Source organism: Nitrospira sp. CMX1, assembly GCF_054902215.1.
This window is the reverse complement of sequence record NZ_JBUBKD010000030.1, coordinates 48,072-69,982: the sequence shown is the minus strand read 5'-3', so window position 1 is coordinate 69,982 and position 21,911 is coordinate 48,072. Positions and strand designations below refer to the sequence as shown.

At 54.3% G+C, this 21,911-nt stretch carries 18 protein-coding genes; 14 read left to right on the top strand and 4 right to left on the bottom strand.

Annotation, left to right across the window (positions count from 1 at the left end):
- Positions 1–5: 5 nt before the first annotated feature.
- The 6 genes from ACYX34_RS08535 (at position 6) to ACYX34_RS08510 (ending at position 9,031) form a co-directional block, all read left to right on the top strand.
- Positions 6–1,592, top strand: coding sequence for a TolC family protein (locus tag ACYX34_RS08535; RefSeq protein ID WP_462076130.1), 1,587 nt, complete (start codon positions 6–8; stop codon positions 1,590–1,592).
- A gap of 140 nt (positions 1,593–1,732) precedes the next feature.
- Positions 1,733–3,409 (top strand): ATP-binding cassette domain-containing protein, encoded by a 1,677-nt coding sequence (locus ACYX34_RS08530; protein ID WP_462076129.1) that lies wholly within the window; start codon positions 1,733–1,735, stop codon positions 3,407–3,409.
- Between the two features lie 48 nt (positions 3,410–3,457).
- A complete protein-coding gene (locus ACYX34_RS08525) occupies positions 3,458–4,903 on the top strand; it encodes an HlyD family secretion protein (RefSeq protein ID WP_462076128.1) in 1,446 nt (481 codons plus the stop codon).
- Positions 4,904–5,220: 317 nt separating this feature from the next.
- Positions 5,221–5,811: a 5-(carboxyamino)imidazole ribonucleotide mutase gene (gene purE / locus ACYX34_RS08520; protein WP_462076127.1), complete on the top strand. Its 591-nt coding sequence runs from the start codon at positions 5,221–5,223 to the stop codon at positions 5,809–5,811.
- Entirely contained in the window at positions 5,811–6,995 is a 1,185-nt protein-coding gene (locus ACYX34_RS08515) for a 5-(carboxyamino)imidazole ribonucleotide synthase (RefSeq protein ID WP_462076163.1), read from the top strand. Before purE ends, ACYX34_RS08515 begins: the two co-directional genes overlap by 1 nt.
- A 188-nt stretch (positions 6,996–7,183) precedes the next feature.
- Positions 7,184–9,031: an ATP-binding protein gene (locus tag ACYX34_RS08510; protein WP_462076126.1), complete on the top strand. Its 1,848-nt coding sequence runs from the start codon at positions 7,184–7,186 to the stop codon at positions 9,029–9,031.
- Between the two features lie 18 nt (positions 9,032–9,049).
- Here ACYX34_RS08510 and ACYX34_RS08505 read toward each other — a convergent pair whose 3' ends face one another.
- The 4 genes from ACYX34_RS08505 to ACYX34_RS08490 form a co-directional block, all read right to left on the bottom strand.
- On the bottom strand, positions 9,050–9,709 hold the full coding sequence (locus ACYX34_RS08505) for a rhomboid family intramembrane serine protease (protein WP_462076125.1): 660 nt from the start codon (positions 9,707–9,709) through the stop codon (positions 9,050–9,052).
- 59 nt (positions 9,710–9,768) lie between these two features.
- Positions 9,769–10,641, bottom strand: coding sequence for a phosphoesterase (locus ACYX34_RS08500; protein WP_462076124.1), 873 nt, complete (start codon positions 10,639–10,641; stop codon positions 9,769–9,771).
- Positions 10,642–10,709: 68 nt separating this feature from the next.
- Positions 10,710–11,765: an LOG family protein gene (locus ACYX34_RS08495; protein WP_462076123.1), complete on the bottom strand. Its 1,056-nt coding sequence runs from the start codon at positions 11,763–11,765 to the stop codon at positions 10,710–10,712.
- A gap of 80 nt (positions 11,766–11,845) precedes the next feature.
- Positions 11,846–12,622: a CBS domain-containing protein gene (locus ACYX34_RS08490; protein ID WP_462076122.1), complete on the bottom strand. Its 777-nt coding sequence runs from the start codon at positions 12,620–12,622 to the stop codon at positions 11,846–11,848.
- A gap of 165 nt (positions 12,623–12,787) precedes the next feature.
- On the opposite strand from ACYX34_RS08490, the gene ACYX34_RS08485 reads away from it, so the two are divergent.
- The 8 genes from ACYX34_RS08485 to ACYX34_RS08450 all read left to right on the top strand — a co-directional run bounded on the left by ACYX34_RS08485 (position 12,788) and on the right by ACYX34_RS08450 (position 21,890).
- Positions 12,788–14,275, top strand: a complete 1,488-nt coding sequence (locus ACYX34_RS08485) for a multinuclear nonheme iron-dependent oxidase (protein ID WP_462076121.1) — start codon at positions 12,788–12,790, stop codon at positions 14,273–14,275.
- Position 14,276: 1 nt separating this feature from the next.
- Positions 14,277–15,452 (top strand): tRNA dihydrouridine synthase, encoded by a 1,176-nt coding sequence (locus ACYX34_RS08480; RefSeq protein WP_462076120.1) that lies wholly within the window; start codon positions 14,277–14,279, stop codon positions 15,450–15,452.
- Positions 15,443–16,075, top strand: a complete 633-nt coding sequence (locus ACYX34_RS08475) for a Maf family protein (protein ID WP_462076119.1) — start codon at positions 15,443–15,445, stop codon at positions 16,073–16,075. Before ACYX34_RS08480 ends, ACYX34_RS08475 begins: the two co-directional genes overlap by 10 nt.
- 94 nt (positions 16,076–16,169) lie before the next feature.
- On the top strand, positions 16,170–16,817 hold the full coding sequence (locus ACYX34_RS08470; protein WP_462076118.1) for a hypothetical protein: 648 nt from the start codon (positions 16,170–16,172) through the stop codon (positions 16,815–16,817).
- Between the two features lie 312 nt (positions 16,818–17,129).
- Positions 17,130–18,530, top strand: coding sequence for a DcaP family trimeric outer membrane transporter (locus ACYX34_RS08465; protein WP_462076117.1), 1,401 nt, complete (start codon positions 17,130–17,132; stop codon positions 18,528–18,530).
- Positions 18,531–18,883: 353 nt separating this feature from the next.
- Complete coding sequence (locus ACYX34_RS08460) at positions 18,884–19,876, top strand: zinc-binding alcohol dehydrogenase family protein (RefSeq protein WP_462076116.1); 993 nt, start codon at positions 18,884–18,886, stop codon at positions 19,874–19,876.
- Positions 19,877–20,083: 207 nt separating this feature from the next.
- The gene (gene soxC / locus ACYX34_RS08455; protein ID WP_462076115.1) at positions 20,084–21,343 is read left to right on the top strand and encodes a sulfite dehydrogenase; all 1,260 of its coding nucleotides are present in this window, start codon (positions 20,084–20,086) and stop codon (positions 21,341–21,343) included.
- On the top strand, positions 21,336–21,890 hold the full coding sequence (locus ACYX34_RS08450) for a c-type cytochrome (RefSeq protein ID WP_462076114.1): 555 nt from the start codon (positions 21,336–21,338) through the stop codon (positions 21,888–21,890). Before soxC ends, ACYX34_RS08450 begins: the two co-directional genes overlap by 8 nt.
- Positions 21,891–21,911: the final 21 nt, after the last annotated feature.

Genomic DNA, 21,911 nt, shown 5'->3' with positions numbered 1-21,911 from the left:
CTTCCTTGATCCTTCTCTTGCTGTTCTCGTTGATGATGTCAGCGACCGCACTGGCCGAACCGGTGCTCGACTCAAGTGTCATGCAGGCTCAGTCGACTCGCACTGCTCCTTTGACCATTGAAGAGGTGCTGGCCAGGATTGAGTTGACCCATCCGCTGCTTCGAGCGACCGGACTGGAGCGGACGCAGGCGCGCGCGAAAGTCCTGAAGGCCTTGGGTGCGTGGGAGCCGAAGTTTCGAAACGAACTCGAATTCGACCGGTATCAAACGTACAACCTGACGAACGCCAGTGGCGCGCCGAATCACTTAAGTTCTGGCTATGTCGATACCTTTCTCAAGGTAGGGCACCCCTGGGGGTGGGAGGTCTTCGGCGGTATCCGCAATGTCTTTGGGGATCATGCGACGCTCCAAGGGCAGGTTGTAGGTACACGTAATGTACAGAGCCCCGCAATAGCGGTCCCTCAAGACTTTCAACTGTTCTACCCGCAGCAAATGGGCATCGTGGGCGGTAGGCTGAATCTCCTGCGGGGATTCATGGTGAACGAAGAGTTTGCCCAATTTCAACAGGCGGAACTCGCGGGGCCGCAAGCGGAGATCAAGGTGGCCCAGAAGCGGCAAGATCTTTATCTCGCCGGGGCGGTTCAATACTGGGATTGGCAGGTTGCCGCCAGACAAGCCGATGTCGTCAAGCGGGCACTGGCCGTCGCGGAAGAGCGGTATCGCATGGTTGAGGGCAGAGCCAAGGCTGGGGCAGTTGCTCCGATCGACGCGGTCGAAGCCCGAGAAGAAGTTCAGCGGCGTCGAGAGGCCGCGATTGCTGCACAGCGCAAGGTGGAATATGAACAATATAAGCTGGCACTCTTTCTCTGGGAAAACGGCGAGCCAGTGACGCCGAGACCGGAATGGGCGCCGGAATTTCAGGGTGAAACGCCGTTGCCGAGTGAAGAGGATGTGGCGGCCTTCAAAGTGGAAGCGACGGAGGATCGGCCGGAAGTGCGCGATCTCTACATCGAAGCCAAATTGAACAATATCGAACTCAAACTGGCGAAGAATGCGTTGCTTCCAAAGCTTACGATTGAGGGGGGGCCGGCGATCGGGTCGATCTATTGGGTCGGAGGGATCGGCTACCGGATGGCGACTTTCTTCAGTATGCCGTTGTTCAATCGGGCCGCCCGCGGGAAGGTGCTTCACGCAGAGGCAGAGCAGGAACGACTGGGCTATAAACAGGCCTACACCGAGCGTCAAGTTCAGATTGATGTGGATAACTGGCTCTCGGCCCAGGTACGTGCGCGAGACCGTGTGAAGGCCTCCACAGAGGCTCTGCGCCTGGCCAAGACCTTGGAAGAAGGCGAGCGAGCTCGCTTTAATATGGGAGCAACGAGCGTACTCTTCGTCAACCTCCGAGAGCGTGCAGTGGTTGAGGCGGCTTACGAACTCTACCGTGCACAAGCTGACTATGCCGTGTCTCGTGGGGGGATGTTATGGGCGAGAGGGGCCTTGTCGAAGCCCCTGGCCGACAGCGTGCTTGCCAAATATGGTGACCAACTACATTCTGCGGGGTTATCTGGAATAAAACTCCCAGGACGCGACTAAGCATTCAGGGTGGGTTTAGTGGTATCGAGTAGTTCCTTCGGTGGGCTTGGATGTTGATCTGAGAATAGACTAAGTTCCATTGTATACAATGTTGGCGAGGGGCCGATGATTCACATTCTGACATATTACTGGGGGTGCTCATGAAAGAACCTCAGGGCGAACGTTCTCAGGGCTTGTTTGAAGCATTGTTGAAGCAACTGTCCGTAGCCATGCGGGCTGAGAAAAAGATAATGAGTCTACTTTTTTCTTACGCCCTTGCTGTCGGGTTCTTTTCCCTTATCGTTCCATTGACCGTACAAGAATTGGTCAGCACCTTTTCCTATGCCATTCAGCCGGTCATGATCTGGACCTTGACGGCAGTGATGTTCTCGGTATTGCTGTTCGTCGGGCTCTTCAAGACCTTCCATTTTTACGCGGTGGATGTCGTCCAGCGGAGAGTCTTTGCGCGTGTCGCCGTGGCGATGGCTGAACAGATACCGCGTACCCGGTTTCAGGGAGCGAGGCCGGAGCTGGCGAACTACTTCATTGAAACGGTCTTTATGCAACGGGCGCTATCAACGTTGCTTATTGATCTGTTGAATGTCGTGGTGGGTGGGACCGTCGGGATGATTATGTTGGTCGTCTACCATCCGTATTTTCTTGTGTACAACATCTTGCTCATGGCAGGTTTCGCGACCACGTTTTTTGTGCTCTCCCGTGGTGCGTTAAAGACGACGCTTGCGATGTCCCATGCCAAGTACGATGTCTTCAACTGGATTCAAGAGATTTCACGTAATTCATTGCAATTGAAGGCGACCGACAGCCGGCCCTTCATCATGCAGAAGACCAATGATCTGGTCACACACTATGTTGAATCACGGAAGGCACGCTTTGCCGTCCTCGTCCGTCAATATATTGGTTCGGTTGGAGGACAGGCCGTTGCCATGTCCGGTGCTCTGGGTATGGCGGCTTGGCTGATGTCAGTCGGACAATTGACGTTGGGGCAGTTGGTGGCCGTTCAGGCAGTGGTGAGCGCCTTGGTTATCAACTTTGACTCACTGATTAAGAACATGGGGTATGTCTACTATTTCTTTACCTCATTGACCCACCTTGATGAGGTTTTTCGGCAGGAACAGGATTATGTCTCTGCTGAGTCTGCGGTGGCATTGCCGAAGCATCTGGGTCAGGGAGTTCGCGTGACCTGCAAAGGTGTCAGCCTTATCCATAGTGGCGTTGCCGTGTTTGATGGATTCAACTTGGATGTGGCTCCCGGTGAAAAGCTCGGGATTTATGCCAGGACAACGGCTGCGAAAACTGCCTTGGCGAGAGTGCTTGGTGGTCTCGAAGTACCGACCGGTGGAGTCGTGCAGTATAACGGGGTTGATCTTCGCTACATTGATGCGGCGGCTATCAACCAGTGTCGCAGTGTCATGATTGACTCACAGTTATCTTTGGTCAAAGGCACCATCGAAGAGAATATCGTGATGGGACGCTCCTATGTAACCTATGATGACTTGAACTGGGCACTTCGCTTCACGGAGCTTGAAGAGGATATCGAAGGTCTTTCGCGCGGGGTAAAGTCTGATGTCGCCTCACTTGGAGAATCCTTGTCGCCGACTCACGTGGTGCAGATTCTGTTGGCCCGTGCCATTCTCGGTCGTCCACAAGTGCTTGTATTTGACGGGCTGATTCACTCCTTGGAACCGTCGTTGCGTGAGCGGATTTTGCGACGGCTTTGCTCAAAGGATGAGGCCTGGTCGGTGATCTTTGTGTCCACCGATCCGAATCTTACGGACCATGCAGATCGTCGTATTATGTTGCATCATACTCATGCATAAGTCGTTGAAACGGCCAATTCAAAGCGGTACTTTTATTATGGAGGCTCCATGGCTAGCCTAGGTCGCGGTCATGATAATAGCGGTGAGCGTGCGCTGGTTCAACGAGGGGTCGGCTTAGAAGCGATCACTATTGAACAAGGCCCGGCATTGGCAAAGTTGCCCTGTTGGCAGGCTGTACAAATACCGAGGGGGATGTTTACGGCGTCCCGCGCGATTCTCACAATTCTACTCTTATTTCTCATTGTCCTTGAGTTCGTTCCATGGACGCAGACGATTAGTGCAACGGGTAAGGTTTCTGCCTATACCCCCTATGATCGGCCTCAGAATATCGAGTCGCGAATCACAGGGAGAGTGAAGGCCTGGCATATCTATGAAGGTGTCAAGGTCAAGAAGGGAGAGTTGGTTGGAGAGCTGGAGGACTATGATCCAACCTATATGGCACCCGAGATCCTTCCTCTGTTCGAACAACGAAAAGATGCATTGGAAAAGACTCGCCAGGCTGCGTTAGCTAGAGCAGAGCAGTTGAACAAGCGAATAAGCGAAATGAAGAAGTTGGTCCAAGCCGCGGTCCCTTCGGCTGAGGCACGAGTCGTTGAGGCTGATAATAAGGTGCGTGAAGCCCAGCAGAAAGTGGAAGCGGCCAAGATTGATGTCCATACCGCACAACTGAACGTCGATCGGCACCGACAACTCGTCAAAGAGGGGTTGGTCTCTCAACGAGAGCTTGAGTTGACGATCCAAACTGAGATCGGCACCAAGGCTGGCCTACAGGCAGCCCAGGCCAGTCTCCAGGCGGCGGAACAAGCCAGATCTTCGTTGAGCTTTGGTCGTGATCAAGTCTCTGCTGATGTGAATCAGCGGTTGATGGATGCGATTGCATCCCGTGATTCTGCTGTTGCTGAGGCTGCGAAGGCCACGGAATCCCTGGCCGATATCGCCTACCGCCAGCAGGGGGTGCAGCAACGTATTGAAGCTGCAAAACTCTATGCTCCGATGGACGGCACGGTCGTCAAGATGGCTAAAGTCGGTATCAACGAAACAGTGAAACAGGGAGATAATTTGGTCACCATTTCTCCTTTGGCTGCTGATCCGGCTATTGAAATGAAGGCTGAAGGGTTGGATTCTCCACTCTTGAAGCCTGGGCGCAAGGTTCGGATCCTCTTCTTCGGAGTTCCGGCTATCCCCTTACCAGCGTGGCCTGGTCTCATGGCCGGTACCCGTGGGGGTGTCATCAAGGTGGTTGACCAGATCGACGACGGAAAGGGTAATTACCGATTCTGGGTTGTGCCGGATCCTGAGGATTCTCAACCATGGCCTGAACAGGCTCAGGTGAGACAAGGGACTAAGGTTATGGGTTGGGTCATTATGAATCGTGTTCCGCTCTGGTACGAATTGTGGCGGAGGTTCAATTTCTTCCCGCCAGACTATATGGAGCGTGAACCCAGCGTGTTTGAAATGTTTGCGCCCAAGGTGGCAGCACCTGGCGGCAAGTAAGTGAAGGGTGCCGCAGCACTCTTTTTGCTGCGGCAGTCAGATCCCATTGAGAAACTGGCCCAGGGACTAGTCCCTGGGCCTTTTTTTCAGTCTCCAACCCAATTAACCAAACCAATCTTCCTGCTCGGGTTGTGCCACGACGATATCACGTGCCTGTAAACCCATGGCTGCTCTGTCGAACGAGAGTTTTCCATACGGAGCAGAAGCTGATAGCAGTTATGGGAGGTGTCTTGACCCTCTCCGGCAGACTCGCTATGGTGCCGTCATCAAGTGGTACAAATTGTGTCGGTCTTGGTCAATCAAGGGAGGCGGAGGGTATGGGGAGAATTAAGCTGCCAATAAAACAGCCTCAAGGCAGCACCAGAGCGAAAAGGTTGACGAGTCGGCCAATCGTAGGAGTATTGGGAGGTAGTAAGTCCGACTTCCCTGTTCTTGAAAAGACCGGGGCGATTCTGGGTCACCTGGGTATTCCCTATGAACTCCTTGTCGTTTCAGCACATCGCACACCAGACCGACTCTTTGAATATGCAACTACAGCTTCAAGTCGAGGTATCCAAGTGATTATCGGCGGTGCGGGCGGTGCAGCTCATCTTCCGGGCATGTTGGCTGCGAAGACTCATCTCCCTGTGATAGGGGTACCCATTCCGACAGAAAACCTGCGTGGGTTGGACTCCTTACTATCCATCGTTCAGATGCCAAAGGGAATTCCCGTGGCAACGGTAGCGATTGGTGGCGCGGAAAATGCCGGTCTGCTTGCCGCACAGATCCTCGCGGGAAGCCGTCCTGAAATAGCAGAACGTCTCATCGCCTACCGACGTATTCAGACCGAGACGGTTCTCAATTCTCCTGAAGCGAAGGGAATCGGTCGTGCTGTAGCCAAGGTGTCATCCATCAAGCGGCAACCGTGATGGAGCCGATATTTGAACCAGGGTCTATCGTGGGTGTCCTTGGCGGTGGACAACTTGGAGCGATGTTTGCCGGAACAGCTCGCCGTCTGGGCTATCGGGTCGTTGTTTGGGATCCCGACCCCAATGCTCCGGCCCATCGAATTGCGGATCAGTCATTTCCCATATCCTTCGGAGACCATGAGACCCGGGAACGGTTCGTCGACACAGCCCAAGCGATTACGCTGGAGTGGGAAAATATCCCAGCCGAGCTCTGCGAATGGCTTGAGCAACGTCGCCCACTACGTCCCTCTAGCGCGGTTCTGAAAACCCTGCAAGACCGTCTTATACAGAAGCAATTCTTGTCATCCAGTTTGCTTCCCGTTCCCGAGTTTGCTGAGGTGCAATCGGGCCATCAATTTCATCAAGCAGTCGGTCGTCTTGGTCTTCCCCTGATCTGTAAAACGGCGCGAAGTGGCTACGACGGGAAAGGTCAGTTGTTTGTCAGAGAGCCGACTGATATCGCGCAGTTCGAACGGATCCTGGCTGAGTCATCGTCCGGGACTCGGTGGATTGCTGAACAGGTTATCTCTTTTGTGCGAGAGCTCTCGGTCTTGGTCGTCAGAAGTGCGAGTGGCGATACTCGTGTCTATCCCGTCGTTGAAAATCGACATGAGCAAGGGATTTTGCGAGACAGTCGAGTCCCTGCCGCTATCTCTTTGAGTGACGCCGAGGCAGCGCGTGAGCTCTCCGTTCGGGCGGTGACTGCACTGCAAGGAATAGGAGTCTTCTGTGTCGAACTTTTTCAGTCCCAGGAGGGACACCTTCTGATCAATGAAATTGCGCCACGCCCCCATAACTCGGGTCACTACACGTTGGAGGTCTGTACGGTCTCCCAATTTGAGCAGCAAGTTCGCGTAGCGTGTGGTCTTCCATTGGGAGAAGTCAGGCTATTGTCTTCTGCCGTCATGGTGAATCTTCTTGGAGACGAGGTGACCGCCGTGACGTCTGGCGAGGGGTGCCGGGAGATCTTTTCGACCACAGGTGCCTCGGTGCATCTGTATGGCAAACGCGTGATTCGTGCTGGAAGAAAGATGGGGCATGTGACCTTTACAGCCTCAGATGGGAAAACCGCAGTTGCATCGGCTCAGCAATTCATGTCGCGAATCAAAAAGTTGCCCTCCGCTATTTCGTCCCCTCTCAGATAGAGAGCGATGTCCACTTCTTCCCCGGGTTTGTATCTGAGTGTCGGCATCCGTTCGATTTTGTCCCTTGGTGGTTCGGAGGCGGTCCTAACGCAGACAATACAGGCGGAAAATCGAAGGATTGGTCATGGGCTGAGAGGCATGTAACTTGCTGTTCTACCGCTGTTCCCACCTCTGGAGGTCTGTCTAGCATGGAACACTATTCGGCCAAGTCTCGATCCCACGAAGCCCCTGACAGATTCTATCGGATGCTGAGCGACTCAGGGTCGCGCTACTTGGTTCTTCAGGGGCTCGTCACCATTATCTTGTCCTACGAACTCCTATTCGGGGCCGACCCCATTCTGAGTCGCGTGGTCACCAATAGTTTGGTGATGGGGCTGTGGCTTGGGGTCATCGCTTTGGTGATGTTGCCTCGAACCATTTTTGAGGCGGCATGGTTTGGGTCCATGCTGGTGACCCTGGATACGATTCTGGTGACCGCCGCTATTTATCTGTCGGGGAATGCCCGTTCTGACCTCTATATCACCTATTTTGTGCTCATGCTGCTGGCGGCATCCGTTCGACGACTCAGCCATCTATTCGGTCTCTCATTGCTGTTGAGCGCAGGATATTCTGTGGTCTTGTATGAAGGCATTCTGAACACGGGGGCACCGGTGACCGGACAGTTATTGGGTATCCCGGTGTTGGTCGTGATGGCGGTCTTCTACGGAGTGGCTCTAGAAAATACGGCGGTCGTCCAAAAAGAAAAAGACTCCTTACAGAAGAACGTCGAAGGGTTGAAGAAGACCGAAGAAGACTTGGTGGTTGCTAAGACGGAATTGGAAGCTCGGATTGCTGCCTTAAAGTCCGATCTGACTAAGGCAAAAACGGATCTTCGAGAGGGACAACTCACACGTCAGGGGCTTGAACGGCAGCTTCAAGAAGTGCAGAAGCTGGAGGCCGTGGGCCGAGTTGCGGCGAGAATTGCAGGAGAATTCGGAGCCTTGTTTTCAGCAGTTGGGAAGCAAACGGGTATCATGTTGACGCATCTTCAACAACATGACCCGATTCGGGCTACCGTTGATGAGCTGTTTAAGGTCGGAGAACAAGCTGCCACGCTCACGGCACAACTCATTGCGCTCAACCTCGAGAAGGGGTCAGATCGAGGCAGAGTATCGGTCCATGCTGTGTTGGCAGAGGTTCGCAGTATGATAGATGGTCTTCTCCCTGAACATATTGAGTTACGGGTACAGCAGGATCCCAAGGCGGCATATGTCGAAGTTGATCGAGAAGGGCTAGAAACCGTGCTCTTTCAGCTGGTGGTGAATGCACGGGATGCCATGCCGAATGGAGGTCGGCTCACGATCGAGGTCAAGACGATCGCATCATCTGTGAAATCCTCCCCAATAACCAAGGTCGGTGCGACGGCGTCTCAGGTCGAGATCACCATCAGCGATACCGGAACCGGTATGAACCTGGATACCCAAGCTCACATGTTCGAGCCTCTGTTTTCAACCAAGGAAATGAATGTCGGACTTGGGCTCACCGCTGTTTTTCGGATCGTCAAGCAACATGGAGGCCAACTGAATGTGGAGAGTCGGCCGGGGCAGGGGACGATCGTTCGCGTGTACTTTCCTGCCGCTTCCGTACCAGACGGACAAGAGGAATCACTTCTCAAGGCGATGTTGGCCAGAGGGGGAGAGACCATCCTCCTGGTAGAAGAAGATGAAATCGAACGGACGTTAGCGAAGTCGGTTTTGCAGCGGCACCGCTACCATGTCTTGGAAGCTGCCTCGCCGGTTGAGGCGCTGATGCTGACGCAACAGTATCAGGGGATTGTGCATCTTGCGGTGAGTCCATTGGTCATGCCGGAGATCGGAGGGCGGGAATTGGCTAGACGGCTGTTGGATCTCCAGCCTACGATGAAGGCATTGTTTCTATCCAGTTATGATGATGAAACGATTCGGCAGCACCGAATCAATCAGCAGTTTGTCCTGCAGCAGCCGTACCGCCAAACTGGGCTGATCGGGAAAGTTAGAGAAATGTTAGATGCAGCCTAATACGGCTGGATTGCCTGGCTATCGATCCCAGGTCGACCGGCCAGGTGCGAAGAACGGTACGTCCTTCCTCTTGAACAGCCCGATGAACGCCATGCCCGCAAGAAATCCACCGATGTGAGCAAAGAATGCGACCCCACCGCCAGTCGATCCGACACTCATGCCTCCGCTGACGAGTTGGGTAGCGAACCACATCCCTAGGACGATGCCTGCCGGCACCCGGGTCATCCCTATTGCCGGGAGCATCACCAATACGCGCGCCCGCGGATAAAGCAGGAGGTATGCGCCCAGTACTGCAGAGATGGCTCCGCTTGCTCCGACCATCGGAATCTCAGAGGAAGGATCAGTGAGCGCATGGCTGAGGGCCGCCAGAACACCAGACAGCACATAAAAGACGACGAATTTGGCATGACCCATGGCATCTTCAACGTTGTTTCCGAAAATCCACAAGTAGAGCATGTTTCCCAGCAGATGCATCCAGCCTCCATGCAGAAACATGCTGGTGACGAGCGTGAGCACGGCGGGAAATGCGACGGCAGCTTCTTCTGGAAGGGAAGCGGAGCCGAAGATCACGGATGGAATGGCACCGTACTGAATGGCAAAGAGTTGAGCCGGTTCATCAAAGAGGGTGGCTTGATAGAGAAACACGATGAAACACACGGCGATGAACGCTATGGTCACGAGAGGAGTTAGGCTGGTCGGATTATCGTCATGAAGTGGAATCACAACTGCTCGAGAGGTTATACGTGTTGGCGTCGATCAGTCACCAAGAGAGGTAATTGCGGATCGTTTGGAGGAGATCCACCGCGGTTCAATGGGACTGAGAACCCTGCAGCGTGGGTATGGCCTCCACCGCCGAATGACGCGGCAATTGCGCCCACATCCGTCCCATCTGCTCCGGAACGCATGCTGAAATAACGACGACCATCCCGATCGTGCCAAATCACACAAAACGGATGTTGTGGCGAGAGCCGCTCGCCGATCTGGCTTGTGAGGATGGCGCTCTGGACGGACGGAACGACTTCTCCCTGGAAGCTGACCATTACCGCATGTGCTGCAAGTTTTCCCACCAATTCTTGTTCATAGCGAAGAATGGCTCGACCGTCCTGCTCGAGTGTCGATTGTGAAAATCCATCCCACAAGCTGAAGTCGAATGGATAGGATGCCAATGCTGCGCTGATTTCACGACTGCCGGGTAATGCCCACGTCCATAAATCCTTGTCTTGCACGTACTGAAGCAACCACGGTGCTGGCGTCCGATGAGCCCATTCCCAACTCAGGACGGCTCCGGACTTTGTCTGATCAAAATAGGCATGGGGAAAACCGGCCAAGGTTCGTTCGGCGGTGATATGGTGGTCCAAGATCAGGAGTTCTTTAGTTTCGGCTGCCATTGTCTCCAGAATCGGTCGTGCATAGCTGAAATCAACAATCAACACCCGGCGATCGTTCAGGTCGGAAGGCGGAGGCTGGCCGTGTTTCACGGGGAAAAAGTTGGCGTTCGGAAACTTTTTCCAGAGCGCCCAGGCAGCTCCAAACCCATCGAAGCAGTCCGCATGGTACAGGACGATGTCAGGAGGGCCGTGGAATGGTGGAGCAGTCGATATGGGAGCCATAGACTTGCGAGAGGGTCCCTATGCCTGGTATAGAGTCAAAAGTTGACTGTACATGGAATCGGAATGCCTTACAAGTCGTTGAGATGGTGGATGAGTTGGCGGAGCCTCCCGGCGCTGCGTCGATTGAAGTTGAAGACGAGCCGGGGGAGCTCACGTATGGCCGGTTCATCAAGCTCTTCCTGCAGAGGACCACTCTGGTCGAAAGTGCCGTCGGAAAGGAGATCAGAAAAGCGATCCCGAATCTGTTCGAGTTGTTCCTCAGAGATGGGTTGTTTGAGTCGCATTGCCAGTTGCCGCCCCACAAATCGTAGGGAATGATAGCGCCGGTAGAAACGCAGGATGTGGTCCACGGCCATTTCGGCGGAGGTCGCAATCGTGAAGAGAGCCAAGTCCTCTTCGTTGATCAGTTTACGACGCAAGAGCTGTTTGGTAATGAATGCCGCCCAATCGTCCCAATAGTCACAGCCGGGGGCCTGAAGACAGACGATTGGCTGAGGATCGCTCTTTCCAGTCTGAGCGAGTGTCAGGATTTCAAACCCCTCGTCATGGGTGCCGAACCCCCCGGGGAACAGCGCGATGGCGTTGGCTTCCTTTTGAAACATCAATTTGCGGGTGAAAAAGTATTTAAAGGTGATCAGCTTCGGGTCATCAGCGATGGTGGAGTTTGGCCCTTGTTCGAATGGTAACATGATGTTGACCCCGAAGCTGTTCTCGCGTCCAGCACCCTCCTGCGCGGCACGCATAATGCCATCAGCTCCTCCCGTAATGACCATGAATCCCTCTCGCACGATGGCCTGGGAGAATTGGTGGGCCAGCTGATAGTTGGGATCGTCGGCGGGGGTTCGTGCTGAGCCAAAAATGCTCACTTTGTTTCGATCGCGATAGCTGTGGAATACCCCAAACGCATGCCGGAGCTCTTTGATCGCGCGGTTGACAATCTTGATATCCAACAGATCCAACTGTGCCTCGTGCAGCTTCAACAATCCCGCCAAGAGCTCGCGCATGAGTGCGGCGTGGAGGTCGTCTTCCGGGCTGTCGAGTAGCGCGCTGATCTGATGGAGAATGTCCTCTCGCGATAGGGTGGGGCGGGGTCGAAGCGATGCAGACTTGCTAGCCATTGTCATGGTTGTCCTTGCTAAGTGAATAATAGACAGCTTATCAACGGATCAGGTCCTGGTCAAAGAGTGATGCAAACAGGTGCAGGCTAGGATGTACTGAGCGACGGGGGAAGCTGACCGAGAACCCAGGCTTTGATTCGAGACTGATCGGCAGGAGAAAGGTCGAGAAACTGGACTTCGACGAGGGGCGGCGTGGACAAGACGGACCTGGCCGCACCGGAAACGTCCTCAAGGATGGTGTTATTCAACACGGTTCCTCTGATGGTGAAGGGACTCATCGTTTCTGACAGAGAGAACCCCAAAATCACCCTGGATCCAGGTAGTAAGAGCGCAGGAGAGACCAGCGACGCACCGGCGTGACTCAGCTGGGCAATGGTGATCTGGTGGGCGATCCCTGTGCCCTCTGCTTCCAACACACTGATGGTTGCCGAAATATTGGCTGTACATCGCTTGGGTGAAAGTACAAGGTCTCGCGCGGTTAACACGCCGACCGGTTGATTTTCCTTGGTGACAATGAGAATTGGGGTTCCTGTGGACATCATGAGCGTAGAGGCTTCCTCAATTGCTCGATCGTACTCAATGAATTGGACCGGACGTGTCATGATAGTTCGCACTTCGACGTCGTCTGGTTCGAGTCCCTGAGCCACGACTTTCTTGACGATATCGGTCGGGGTCATGAGGCCGAAACGCCATTCGGTATCCTTGACCAAAAGGCAGGGCATCCGCTCGCGTTCTAGCAGTGAGGCCGCTTCAGTCACCGATACATCTCCGGGAATCTGGACTACACCGGGTGTCATCATATGTCCAACCAGGATAGTCTGCGGATCCTCCCCCCTCACCCGTTGAATATCTTTTTCCAGCATCGCTCAACCAGGCCCTCTCTCCTCACGAATCTGCCTGCCTGGCCGCAATGTATGGCAAGTATAGCAGAAGGTTCTCTGAGCCCACGATGGGCCGAAAGCCTTGTCATTCAACGGTTTCTCATCATACACTAAGCACGAATTATCGTCCTGTTGGAAGGACCGAAGATGGATTGCGGAGTGTCGGTTCATCGAGAATTTCTTCGTCGGGTTGAGGCGATTCCGTTGCATGGGCTGGGGTTGTCCGTCGATATCCACTCCCCGGATTTACCTAGCTTGCGGCGAAGTCTACTTGAACGTCAAGTGCCGCCGGCATACTTCGAAATCTTTCGGAATACGACACGGGCGTTGGCGTCGGCAAGGAACGAAATCGCCGATGCACGATTGACCTATCATGGCGAGGGCTTGTGGATTACGCAACCTGGGGTGACGGAGTCCCGACTGTTTCGACAGGCCGTACAGGAAGCGGGCGAACACCTCCACATTCTGGAGAGTGCATGGCTCAATCACGAATGCGCGGCCAAGTTCTTCGCCGGCTACTGTTATGGAACCTATCTGCCGCCTCTCTATACACGACGAAGTGCGGAGGTCGTGGCCCAAAATACCACTGCGGTTCAACGCCAGCTCGATCAACATGGTTGTTTGCAGAATGGAAGTAGTCCGTTGGTCCTGCTTGAAATGCCGCCGCTCACCTACTTTGTCGCGGGAACATTGCCCATCCCGACGTTTTTTCGGATGATTTGTGACCAGTCTCCATGTGGGCTTGTCCTTGACATCGGACACCTCTGGACGGTGTATCGCTATACGGGGGCGCACCAGACAATGTCGTTGCCTCGATTCGTCGAGACATTTCTTGATGAATTTCCGATGAACCGTGTTGTCGAGATTCATGTGGCTGGGCTCGATATCCATGAATCAATTCGGGCACATGCCTCTTTGGTGGTAGCAAAGGCCAATGGCACCGCTTTGCCGGCTTGGACAGATGCCCATGGGGCTCCCATCCCCCCGGTGTTGTTCGAGATGCTCGATCAGGTTTTATGCCACCCACAGCTGACCAGTCTTAAAGGGCTGGCTTTGGAAGTGGATACAAAGCTAACAGAAATGATCGTGGACGAATTTGTTGAGTTCTCGCGACGCTATACAGCGGTGATTCGAGAGAGAGGTGACGGCGAGAAAATTGCGTTGATCTGTGAAACGAAGGCGACGATGGAACTGGAGAAGTCGGCATCGACCAAGGAAACGCTTGAAACTGCCTATGAGCGCTATGTTCAAGTCTTGTTAGGCAAGGCCGAGCCAAGAGGGTCGGAATGGAATCAAGATCCGGTAGGTATCCACGAGTTGGAACTCTATCAATCCCTGTATCTTCCCTATGAAATCTTGCACTGGAGCGGAGAGGTCGAGGACATGTTTGTGGAATCGTGCCGTCGGCTTCATGAACGAGGAATTGCGTTGGAGGGGTTCGTGGCATTCTGGTTTCGCGACCCTCAGCCGCTCACGGACCTGTATGATTTCTTCTTATTGAAAGTGGATCGGTTTGTCGCCTTCATCCATGAGGTTGCCCCAGACGTGGAGACGTTGGCTGCGGCAGAAGCTGAGGGGCTGCGTCAGGCCTATCGCCTTGCGAATGAACCCAGTCAAACTTTGCAATTGAGCTGACATGAATTTCTGGCAACATCTCCCTCGACCAATTATTGGCCTGTCCCCTATGGATGGTGTGACCGATGCCTGCTTCCGGTCCATTATTGCTCGTCACGGAAGGCCGGATGTGACGTTTACCGAGTTTACGCATGTTCATGACGTCTGCCGTGGTCCGGAGATCCATTTGGAGGCGCTACTGTATAGCGAGCTTGAACGGCCGATTGTGGCGCAACTCTATGGAAAGGAGCCGGAATTGTTCTATATGGCCGCGCAAGCGGTCTGTGAATTGGGATTTGATGGGTTGGATATCAACATGGGGTGTCCCTCGAAGAGTGTTGCAGCGTCGGGATCCGGTGCCGGTCTCATCCGCACACCCGACTTGGCACGTTCGCTCATCCAGGCGGCCAAGCGCGGCATCGATGATTGGGTGGGCGGGCAGACGCTCGAACAAGGTGGCTTCAAGCCTGCACGTGTCCAGATCTTTGAACGGATGAACCGACAGCGCGGTGTGCAACCGGTAAGCCGACGAGAGCCTGTGCCGGTTTCCGTCAAAACCCGACTGGGATATGAATCGGTGACCGTGGAGGCCTGGATCGAGCAGTTGTTGATGGAACAGCCCACGGTCATTTCTCTCCATGGACGGACGCTGAAACAGATGTACCGGGGGGCGGCAGATTGGTCGGCGATTGCGCGAGCAGCTTCATTGGTACAGGGAACCGGAACCTTGCTCTTGGGAAACGGTGACATTCAGAGTCTCGCTGACGTAGCACGACGGGTTCGTGAAACCGGCGTTGATGGTGTGCTCGTGGGACGGGGAGTGCTTGGCGCTCCCTGGTTCTTTCGTCCCAAAGAGTTGGCTCGGGGACAAGCGAGTGGCGGGATGGGACCAGAGTCTGGCGTGCATCCGAACGATGTTTCGCTGGATGGGCGCTTTGCGGCCCTGCTTGAGCATGCCCAACAGTTTGTGGGAATCTTCGGGCATAAGCAGTTCTATCGCATGCGTAAACATTTAGGGTGGTATTGTAAAGGCTTCCCTCATGCTGCCGCGCTTCGTGCCCAGATGGTGCGTATATCATCCGTTGAAGAGCTTCAGGCTGTACTCGACGCCTTTCACAAGCGACCACAGGCCATCGCGGACCTGCCTCACGATGAATCAGCCGATGAGGCGAGCATGCTCGCATCACGATGCAGCTAGTGCTCGCATCCACTTCGCCTCGGCGCAAGGAACTCCTTGCCCTGCTCGGTCTTTCGTTTGAGGTGTGCACATCCGAGTTCCCCGAGCATCCAATAGTAGGATGGGTACCTCTCGAACAGCCCAAGCACTTTGCGCGAGAAAAAGCCCGCCGTGTCGCCCAGGTGCGTCCGCAAGATTTCGTTCTCGGCAGTGATACCGTCATCGAGATCGATGGACAACTGTTGGGAAAACCGCTCGATCTAGTGGACGCCCGCACCATGCTGAGTCGGCTCGCTGGCCGTTGTCATCAGGTCCATACGGCTGTCGCATTCTGCTGTTATGATCAGGGCATTGACCGAGTCGAGGTGGACACAACGTGCGTGATCATGAAAGCGGATGTTGATGGTACCTATAGCCGATATCTTGCCTCGCAGGAGTCGTTGGGAAAAGCCGGCGCCTATGCGATCCAAGGACTTGGCGGAGATCTGGTGGAGCGGATCGAGGGCGACTACACCACCGTCGTGGGGCTACCGCTGAAGCTTGTCGCACGTCTGCTACAGTCAGTCGGGTATCCCATTTCGGTCGATATCGAGGAGCTGTATCACCGCAAGCCCTATGCGAACTGGAGACGCTTTGCGGTGTGATTGCAAAGGCAGGGTGGTTTCCCTACAATGCACTTCAGTCAATAGGTATAGAGCTATTCAACTCGCGCGTTTACACCAGAGAGAAAGAGAACCTATGACGTTTCGTGGTCGAGTCGGATTGGTAGTTGGATTGATCGGAACCCTGGCAATGGGGGCTCATTCTGCCTGGGCCATTGATGTGAGTCTGTCCTCAGAAGAAGCCCACAAGGCGCTTGAAACCGGGCGCATCCCAATGGAAAAGGCAAATTCCCAAGACGAGGTGAAGAAAGTCCTTCAGCAAGCGTCGCTGGCGACTCGGGTCGGGGCCGATCCAGAAACGGATCCCTGCGGGGCCAGCGCCGTCCTCCGTACGAAGCGCTACCGGCTTGAAGCATTCGGCCGTCAGGAAGCAGCGGAATCGAAGAAACGAAAAACGGACATTCGTATGCCGGAAGAGTTCATCAAGAAAGTGATGGACATGCCGAACATGGAGATCGAGGTGCAGCTCTGCGGCGATGACGAGTATTTCGCCGAGGGCGCGCTGATCGAGTTACAGCAAGGCTCGAAGCGGATCAAGGCCATCGATATCGGCAAAGCCGAGCGTGGGAGAAAAAATGAAACGAATGGACCGGCGTATCGGTCCAGATTTACGGCGTTTTTCGCTTATGAGCAGTTCGATCCGAATGCAACCTCCGCATTCGTCGTCAATCTCCAAGACGGCAAAGAGATCAGAATCCCCGCCGAGTTATCCAAGGTGAAGTAGACACCGGTTCAAGCCAAGCTGATACAGAGAGGGGGCAGTGCTGGGGGAGTCTCCCAGCGGTCCGAAGAGGGTTCTCGTTGAAAGAACCTCTTTGTTTTTGTAGTTTTCTCACGATGAAACAGTCACAAAAGTTCATTCCTGCTCGCTACAGACGTATCATTTACCCGTGAGATCCCACCGTTGGTAAAGCGACTTCATTTAACGGGAATCAGCAGAAGAGCAAAAGAAAAGTCGGCTGAGGGCCGCTGCTCTCGCATGAGTGGAAGGGGCCGGTGCCGAGGGAGGTTGGTAATTGCACATGCGCTTGTGATCATGAGTGTGACATATGCGCCATCTTGGGCATTTGCGCAAGGTCCCAGCATCGATGCCAAAAGCTCTGAAGCACCGACTCAACAAGCAGAGATAGAGGCTTTGAAGGATAGGGTCAAACAGCTGGAACAATCCGTTGAAGACATGAAGAAAGAAAAACCACCGCCTGATGAGCCACTTCCATCGGGAATTCAAACGGAGGTTCCTGCTATAGATCGCGAACGAGAGCTTGTCACAGAAGATGCGTATGCCGATGCTCGACCGGACAATGCACCGTTTGACCCAGCCCTGCGTGGGTTTTTCCGCTTTCCTGGTTCTCATACCCTGATGCGGGTAGGAGGGTACATCAGGACTGATGCAATATACGATTTCAGTCAGCTTGGCAATATCAACCAGTTCAGACCCGAGTCCATTCCAACCCCGAACTTTGACACCTCCAATTACAATATGACCGCGAGAACCTCACGGGTCAGTCTTGAAACAAGGACGGAGACCCAGTGGGATGTCTTGCGAACCTATATCGAGTTTGACTTTGTTGGCCCAGGGAATAGCACGAATTTTCGCTTGCGCCACTTCTACGGGCAGTTCAAGAATCTGCTCATCGGGCAGGCCTGGTCAACGTTTCACGATTCGGATGTCATTCCCGAAACAGTAGACTTCAACGGGCCAAACTCCTGGATCTTTCAATTCAATCCTCAGGTTCGATACACACACCGATGGGCCAAGGGGCATACAATCTCGATTGCGGCCGAACAGCCATCGTCCGGGATCCCGTCGATCAATCCAGTGACGGCACAACCCATGTCGTCAACCAGTCCATTTCCAGACTTTGTGGTCCGCTATCGATATGAAACCGATGATTACCACTTCAACACCGCAGGACTCTTTCGCTCAGTCGGTGGAGTGACGAGTTCCGGGCAATCAGACCATGTGTTCGGGTATGGGGTGATGGTATCAGGGCTCATACGACTATGGGGGCGGGATAACTTTGTATTTCAAGGTGTGTATGGGGAGGGGATCTCTCGGTACTTCACCGATACGAAAAATCTCAATCTGGACGCAGGGTATGAGTCATCCGGAGCCGTCCAAGCACAGCCGGCCTATGGAGGCTATGCGGCCATTCAACACTTCTGGAATGAATATTGGCGGTCAACCGTGACCTATGGTTTTCTCCAAGTGAATAGCACAGATCGCTCTCCAGCTGAGACGTACAAGAGAACGCAGTATCTCGATTGCAATCTCATGTATAGCCCTGCGCAAGGAGTGACGATCGGTGGGGGCTTTATGTGGGGACAACGCGTCAACAAAGACGATGTGTCGGGAGAAGGCTTCAGGATCAATTTTCTTCTGAAGTACGACCTCGTCAGGTTGCAGCAGGACGTGAAAAAAGTATTACCGTTTTAGGAGTCCATTCTTTCTGTGCTCCCTAGCCCTTTCTCCCTCCGTGGCAACAACGCTTTGGACTGTAGCCCTACTTTCTTGCGGACATCTTGCTGTGGTTTTCGTAGGCGATGCACTTGGCTGTGCAGAGATCAGCACACGTCGGTCCCGCATTGCTCGGAAGCGCATCCCAGAAAGTACGCGACGTCCTCCTACTTGATCCTGGATTCACTGGGCCTGGTTAAGAATTCCCGTCGTAGCCTGTGTGAGCTCGGTCCAAATCATTTTCCCGTAACCCTCTTGGATTGGACGATCATCTCTGTGCTTGTCTTCCATGCCCACGCATCTTTATGGTAGATGCACCATGGGAGGCAAGGATGAAGGCACTTGGCTACACACAGGCACATGCGCTGAATGCGTTCAATCTTCAGTTGATGGAATTGCCGGATCCCACTCCAACCGGCCGCGATCTCTTGGTTGAGGTCAAGGCGATTGGGTTGAATCCCATCGACTACAAGATTCGCTCACGCCGATCCGGGACGGATGGTCAACCGGTCATTCTTGGTTGGGATGCCTCCGGGATTGTGCGAGCGTGCGGCAGCAATGCGACTTGCTTCAAGGTCGGTGACGAAGTGTTCTACAGCGGAGATCTCAATCGAGCCGGGTCATACGCAACCAGGCAACTAGTGGATGAACGGCTCGTGGCCTTGAAGCCAAAGAATCTTTCATTTGCTGATGCGGCAGCTCTTCCACTGACGAGCCTGACGGCCTATGAGATGCTCTTTGAAAAGATGCGCCTGATCGGTTCTGATCGACGGATCGTCCTGATTATCGGCGGCGCTGGAGGAGTCGGGTCGCAGGCGATCCAGTTGCTCAAGTTGAAAACCTCGATGACCGTCATCGCCACGGCGTCTCGACCGGAGAGCAAACAGTGGGTGGCCGGCCTTGGCGCCGACCATGTGGTGTCGCATCAGGATTTCGTCTTGGAGATCCGAGCACTGAGGATCCGGTTCGTCGATTTCATTTTCAGTACGACCCATTCTGGCCAGCACTGGAGCAACATGGCTGAGATCATCGCACCGTTCGGCGAAATCGGGATTATCGACGATGCCGATGGGCTGGACATCTCGATCTTTAAGCGCAAAGCCGTGAGTCTGCATTGGGAACTGATGTTTACGAAGTCAATGTTTGACTATCGCATGGAGTCGCAGGGAAAGATTTTGAATGAGGTCAAGGATTTGACCGAGTCCGGCAGGATGCGGACTACGGCGAATCGGCGGTTGAATGGCCTGACCGTCGAGAATCTTCGAGCGGGCCACACGATGCTGGAACAGCATATCAACATCGGCAAGGTGGTCGTGCAGCTGTGAGGAGGGTTCGCAGGTAGGTACACAGTATAGCGCGCCCGTTGCTCATGAAGCACCCAAACATCAAGATGTGGTTGTGCCAGGTACCAACTTGGCGACTCCTTGCAAAGGGGTAAAACGTGTGGCCCGCAATTGCCTGTTGGCTCAGCTCACGAACGGGCGTAAAATCGTCCTGTTCATCTCGATCAACATCGCATGGAGGCCTATCCGATGAGCGAAGCCACCCGGGATGACCAGGAATATTCAAATCGAGCGCAGGGTGCGCCATCACTCAATCGGCGGCAATTCCTTGCCGGCGGTGTGTCACTGTTGGCGATGGGTGCATCGTCGGCGCTGTTCGACGCGCAAGCCGAAGAACCAACTGACGTACGTGATCCGATGCGCGTACCTGGTGCTCTGCCGCGTCCCTATGGCGAGCGGGCATCGTTTGAAAAACAGACGCGACTGATCTCGACGACCTCTTCCACCACTCCGCTTCAAGATCTCCAGGGGATTATCACCCCTTCAGGGCTCCACTTCGAGCGACACCATAACGGGGTGCCGGCAATCAATCCAACCCGCCATCGCTTGCTCATCCACGGGTTGGTCGGTCATCCCTTGTTCTTCACGATAGAGGAGTTGATGCGGTTGCCGTCGGCATCTCGTATCGCCTTTGTGGAATGTTCCGGGAACAGCCGAGACGGATGGGGCGAGGCACGAGATGCTACAGTGCAGGGTCTTCATGGCCTAATGAGCACAAGTGAGTGGACCGGTGTCAAACTATCTACCTTGCTGGATGCGGTTCATGCACAGCGGGAAGCCACCTGGATGTTGGCGGAAGGAAGCGATGCCGCTGCCTTGGCTCGCAGTGTGCCGCTCACCGATGAGGTACTGAACGAAGCGATGGTGTGCTACGGCCAAAATGGTGAAGCCATTCGGCCTGAACAGGGGTATCCGCTGCGGCTGCTCTTGCCTGGGTTCGAGGGCAACATCAACGTAAAATGGCTGAGACGATTGAAACTGGGATCGGCGCCGTTCATGACCAGGTGGGAGACGGCGAAATATACGGATCTGCTTCCTGACGGGAAAGCCTATCAGTTCAGTCTCGTCATGGAGGCGAAGTCGGTCATCACAAAACCATCTGGGCAACAGCAGCTCCGGCAAGGTTTTCATGAAATTCAAGGGCTGGCGTGGAGCGGGAGGGGTCGCATCACAGCCGTTGATGTATCGGTGGATGCAGGTCGGATCTGGCAACCGGCACAGCTACAAGAACCGGTGTTGCCCCAATGCCATACACGCTTTCGGTTCCCCTGGAAATGGGATGGTCAGGAGACCATCATCCAGAGTCGCTGTCTCGATGAGACCGGATACCAGCAGCCGACCCGTGATGCCCTCATCAAAGTCCGTGGCACTCAATCAAGCTACCATTACAACGGGATTCAGAGCTGGAAGATCGGGCGAGACGGCCTCGTGAGGAACGTTTATGCCTAACGGTCATTGGATTGTTTCTGTCGGCGTGGTGATGCTTGCGTTGTGCATTCCACCGGCTGGATCATCTGCAGAAGTGGGTGCTTCAGCCTTTGGATTGGGCTCTCCTGCGTCGGAGAGCGATATGGCAGCGTGGAACATCGACGTCTCGCCGGATGGACAAGGATTGCCACCAGGGCAGGGCACGGTGAAACAGGGCGCACAGCTCTATGCCATGAAATGTGCTGCCTGCCATGGGCCCACCGGGAAAGAGGGACCGAATGAGGTATTGGTCGGTGGGCAGGGCAGTTTGCAGACGACCAAGCCGCTCAAAACAATCGGGAGCTATTGGCCCTATGCCACGACGCTGTACGACTATCTCCGTCGTGCGATGCCGTTTACTGCGCCGCAGTCGCTGAAACCAGACGAAATCTACGCGCTGGTTGCCTGGCTGCTGTATCAAAACCAGATTCTTGCTGAGGATGCTATTCTTGATGCCTATAGTCTTCCCAAAATTGAGATGCCCAATCGGAACGGGTTCATTCTCGATCCACGGCCCGATGTGCGCTGAATGAGAGCCAACCACGGCGAC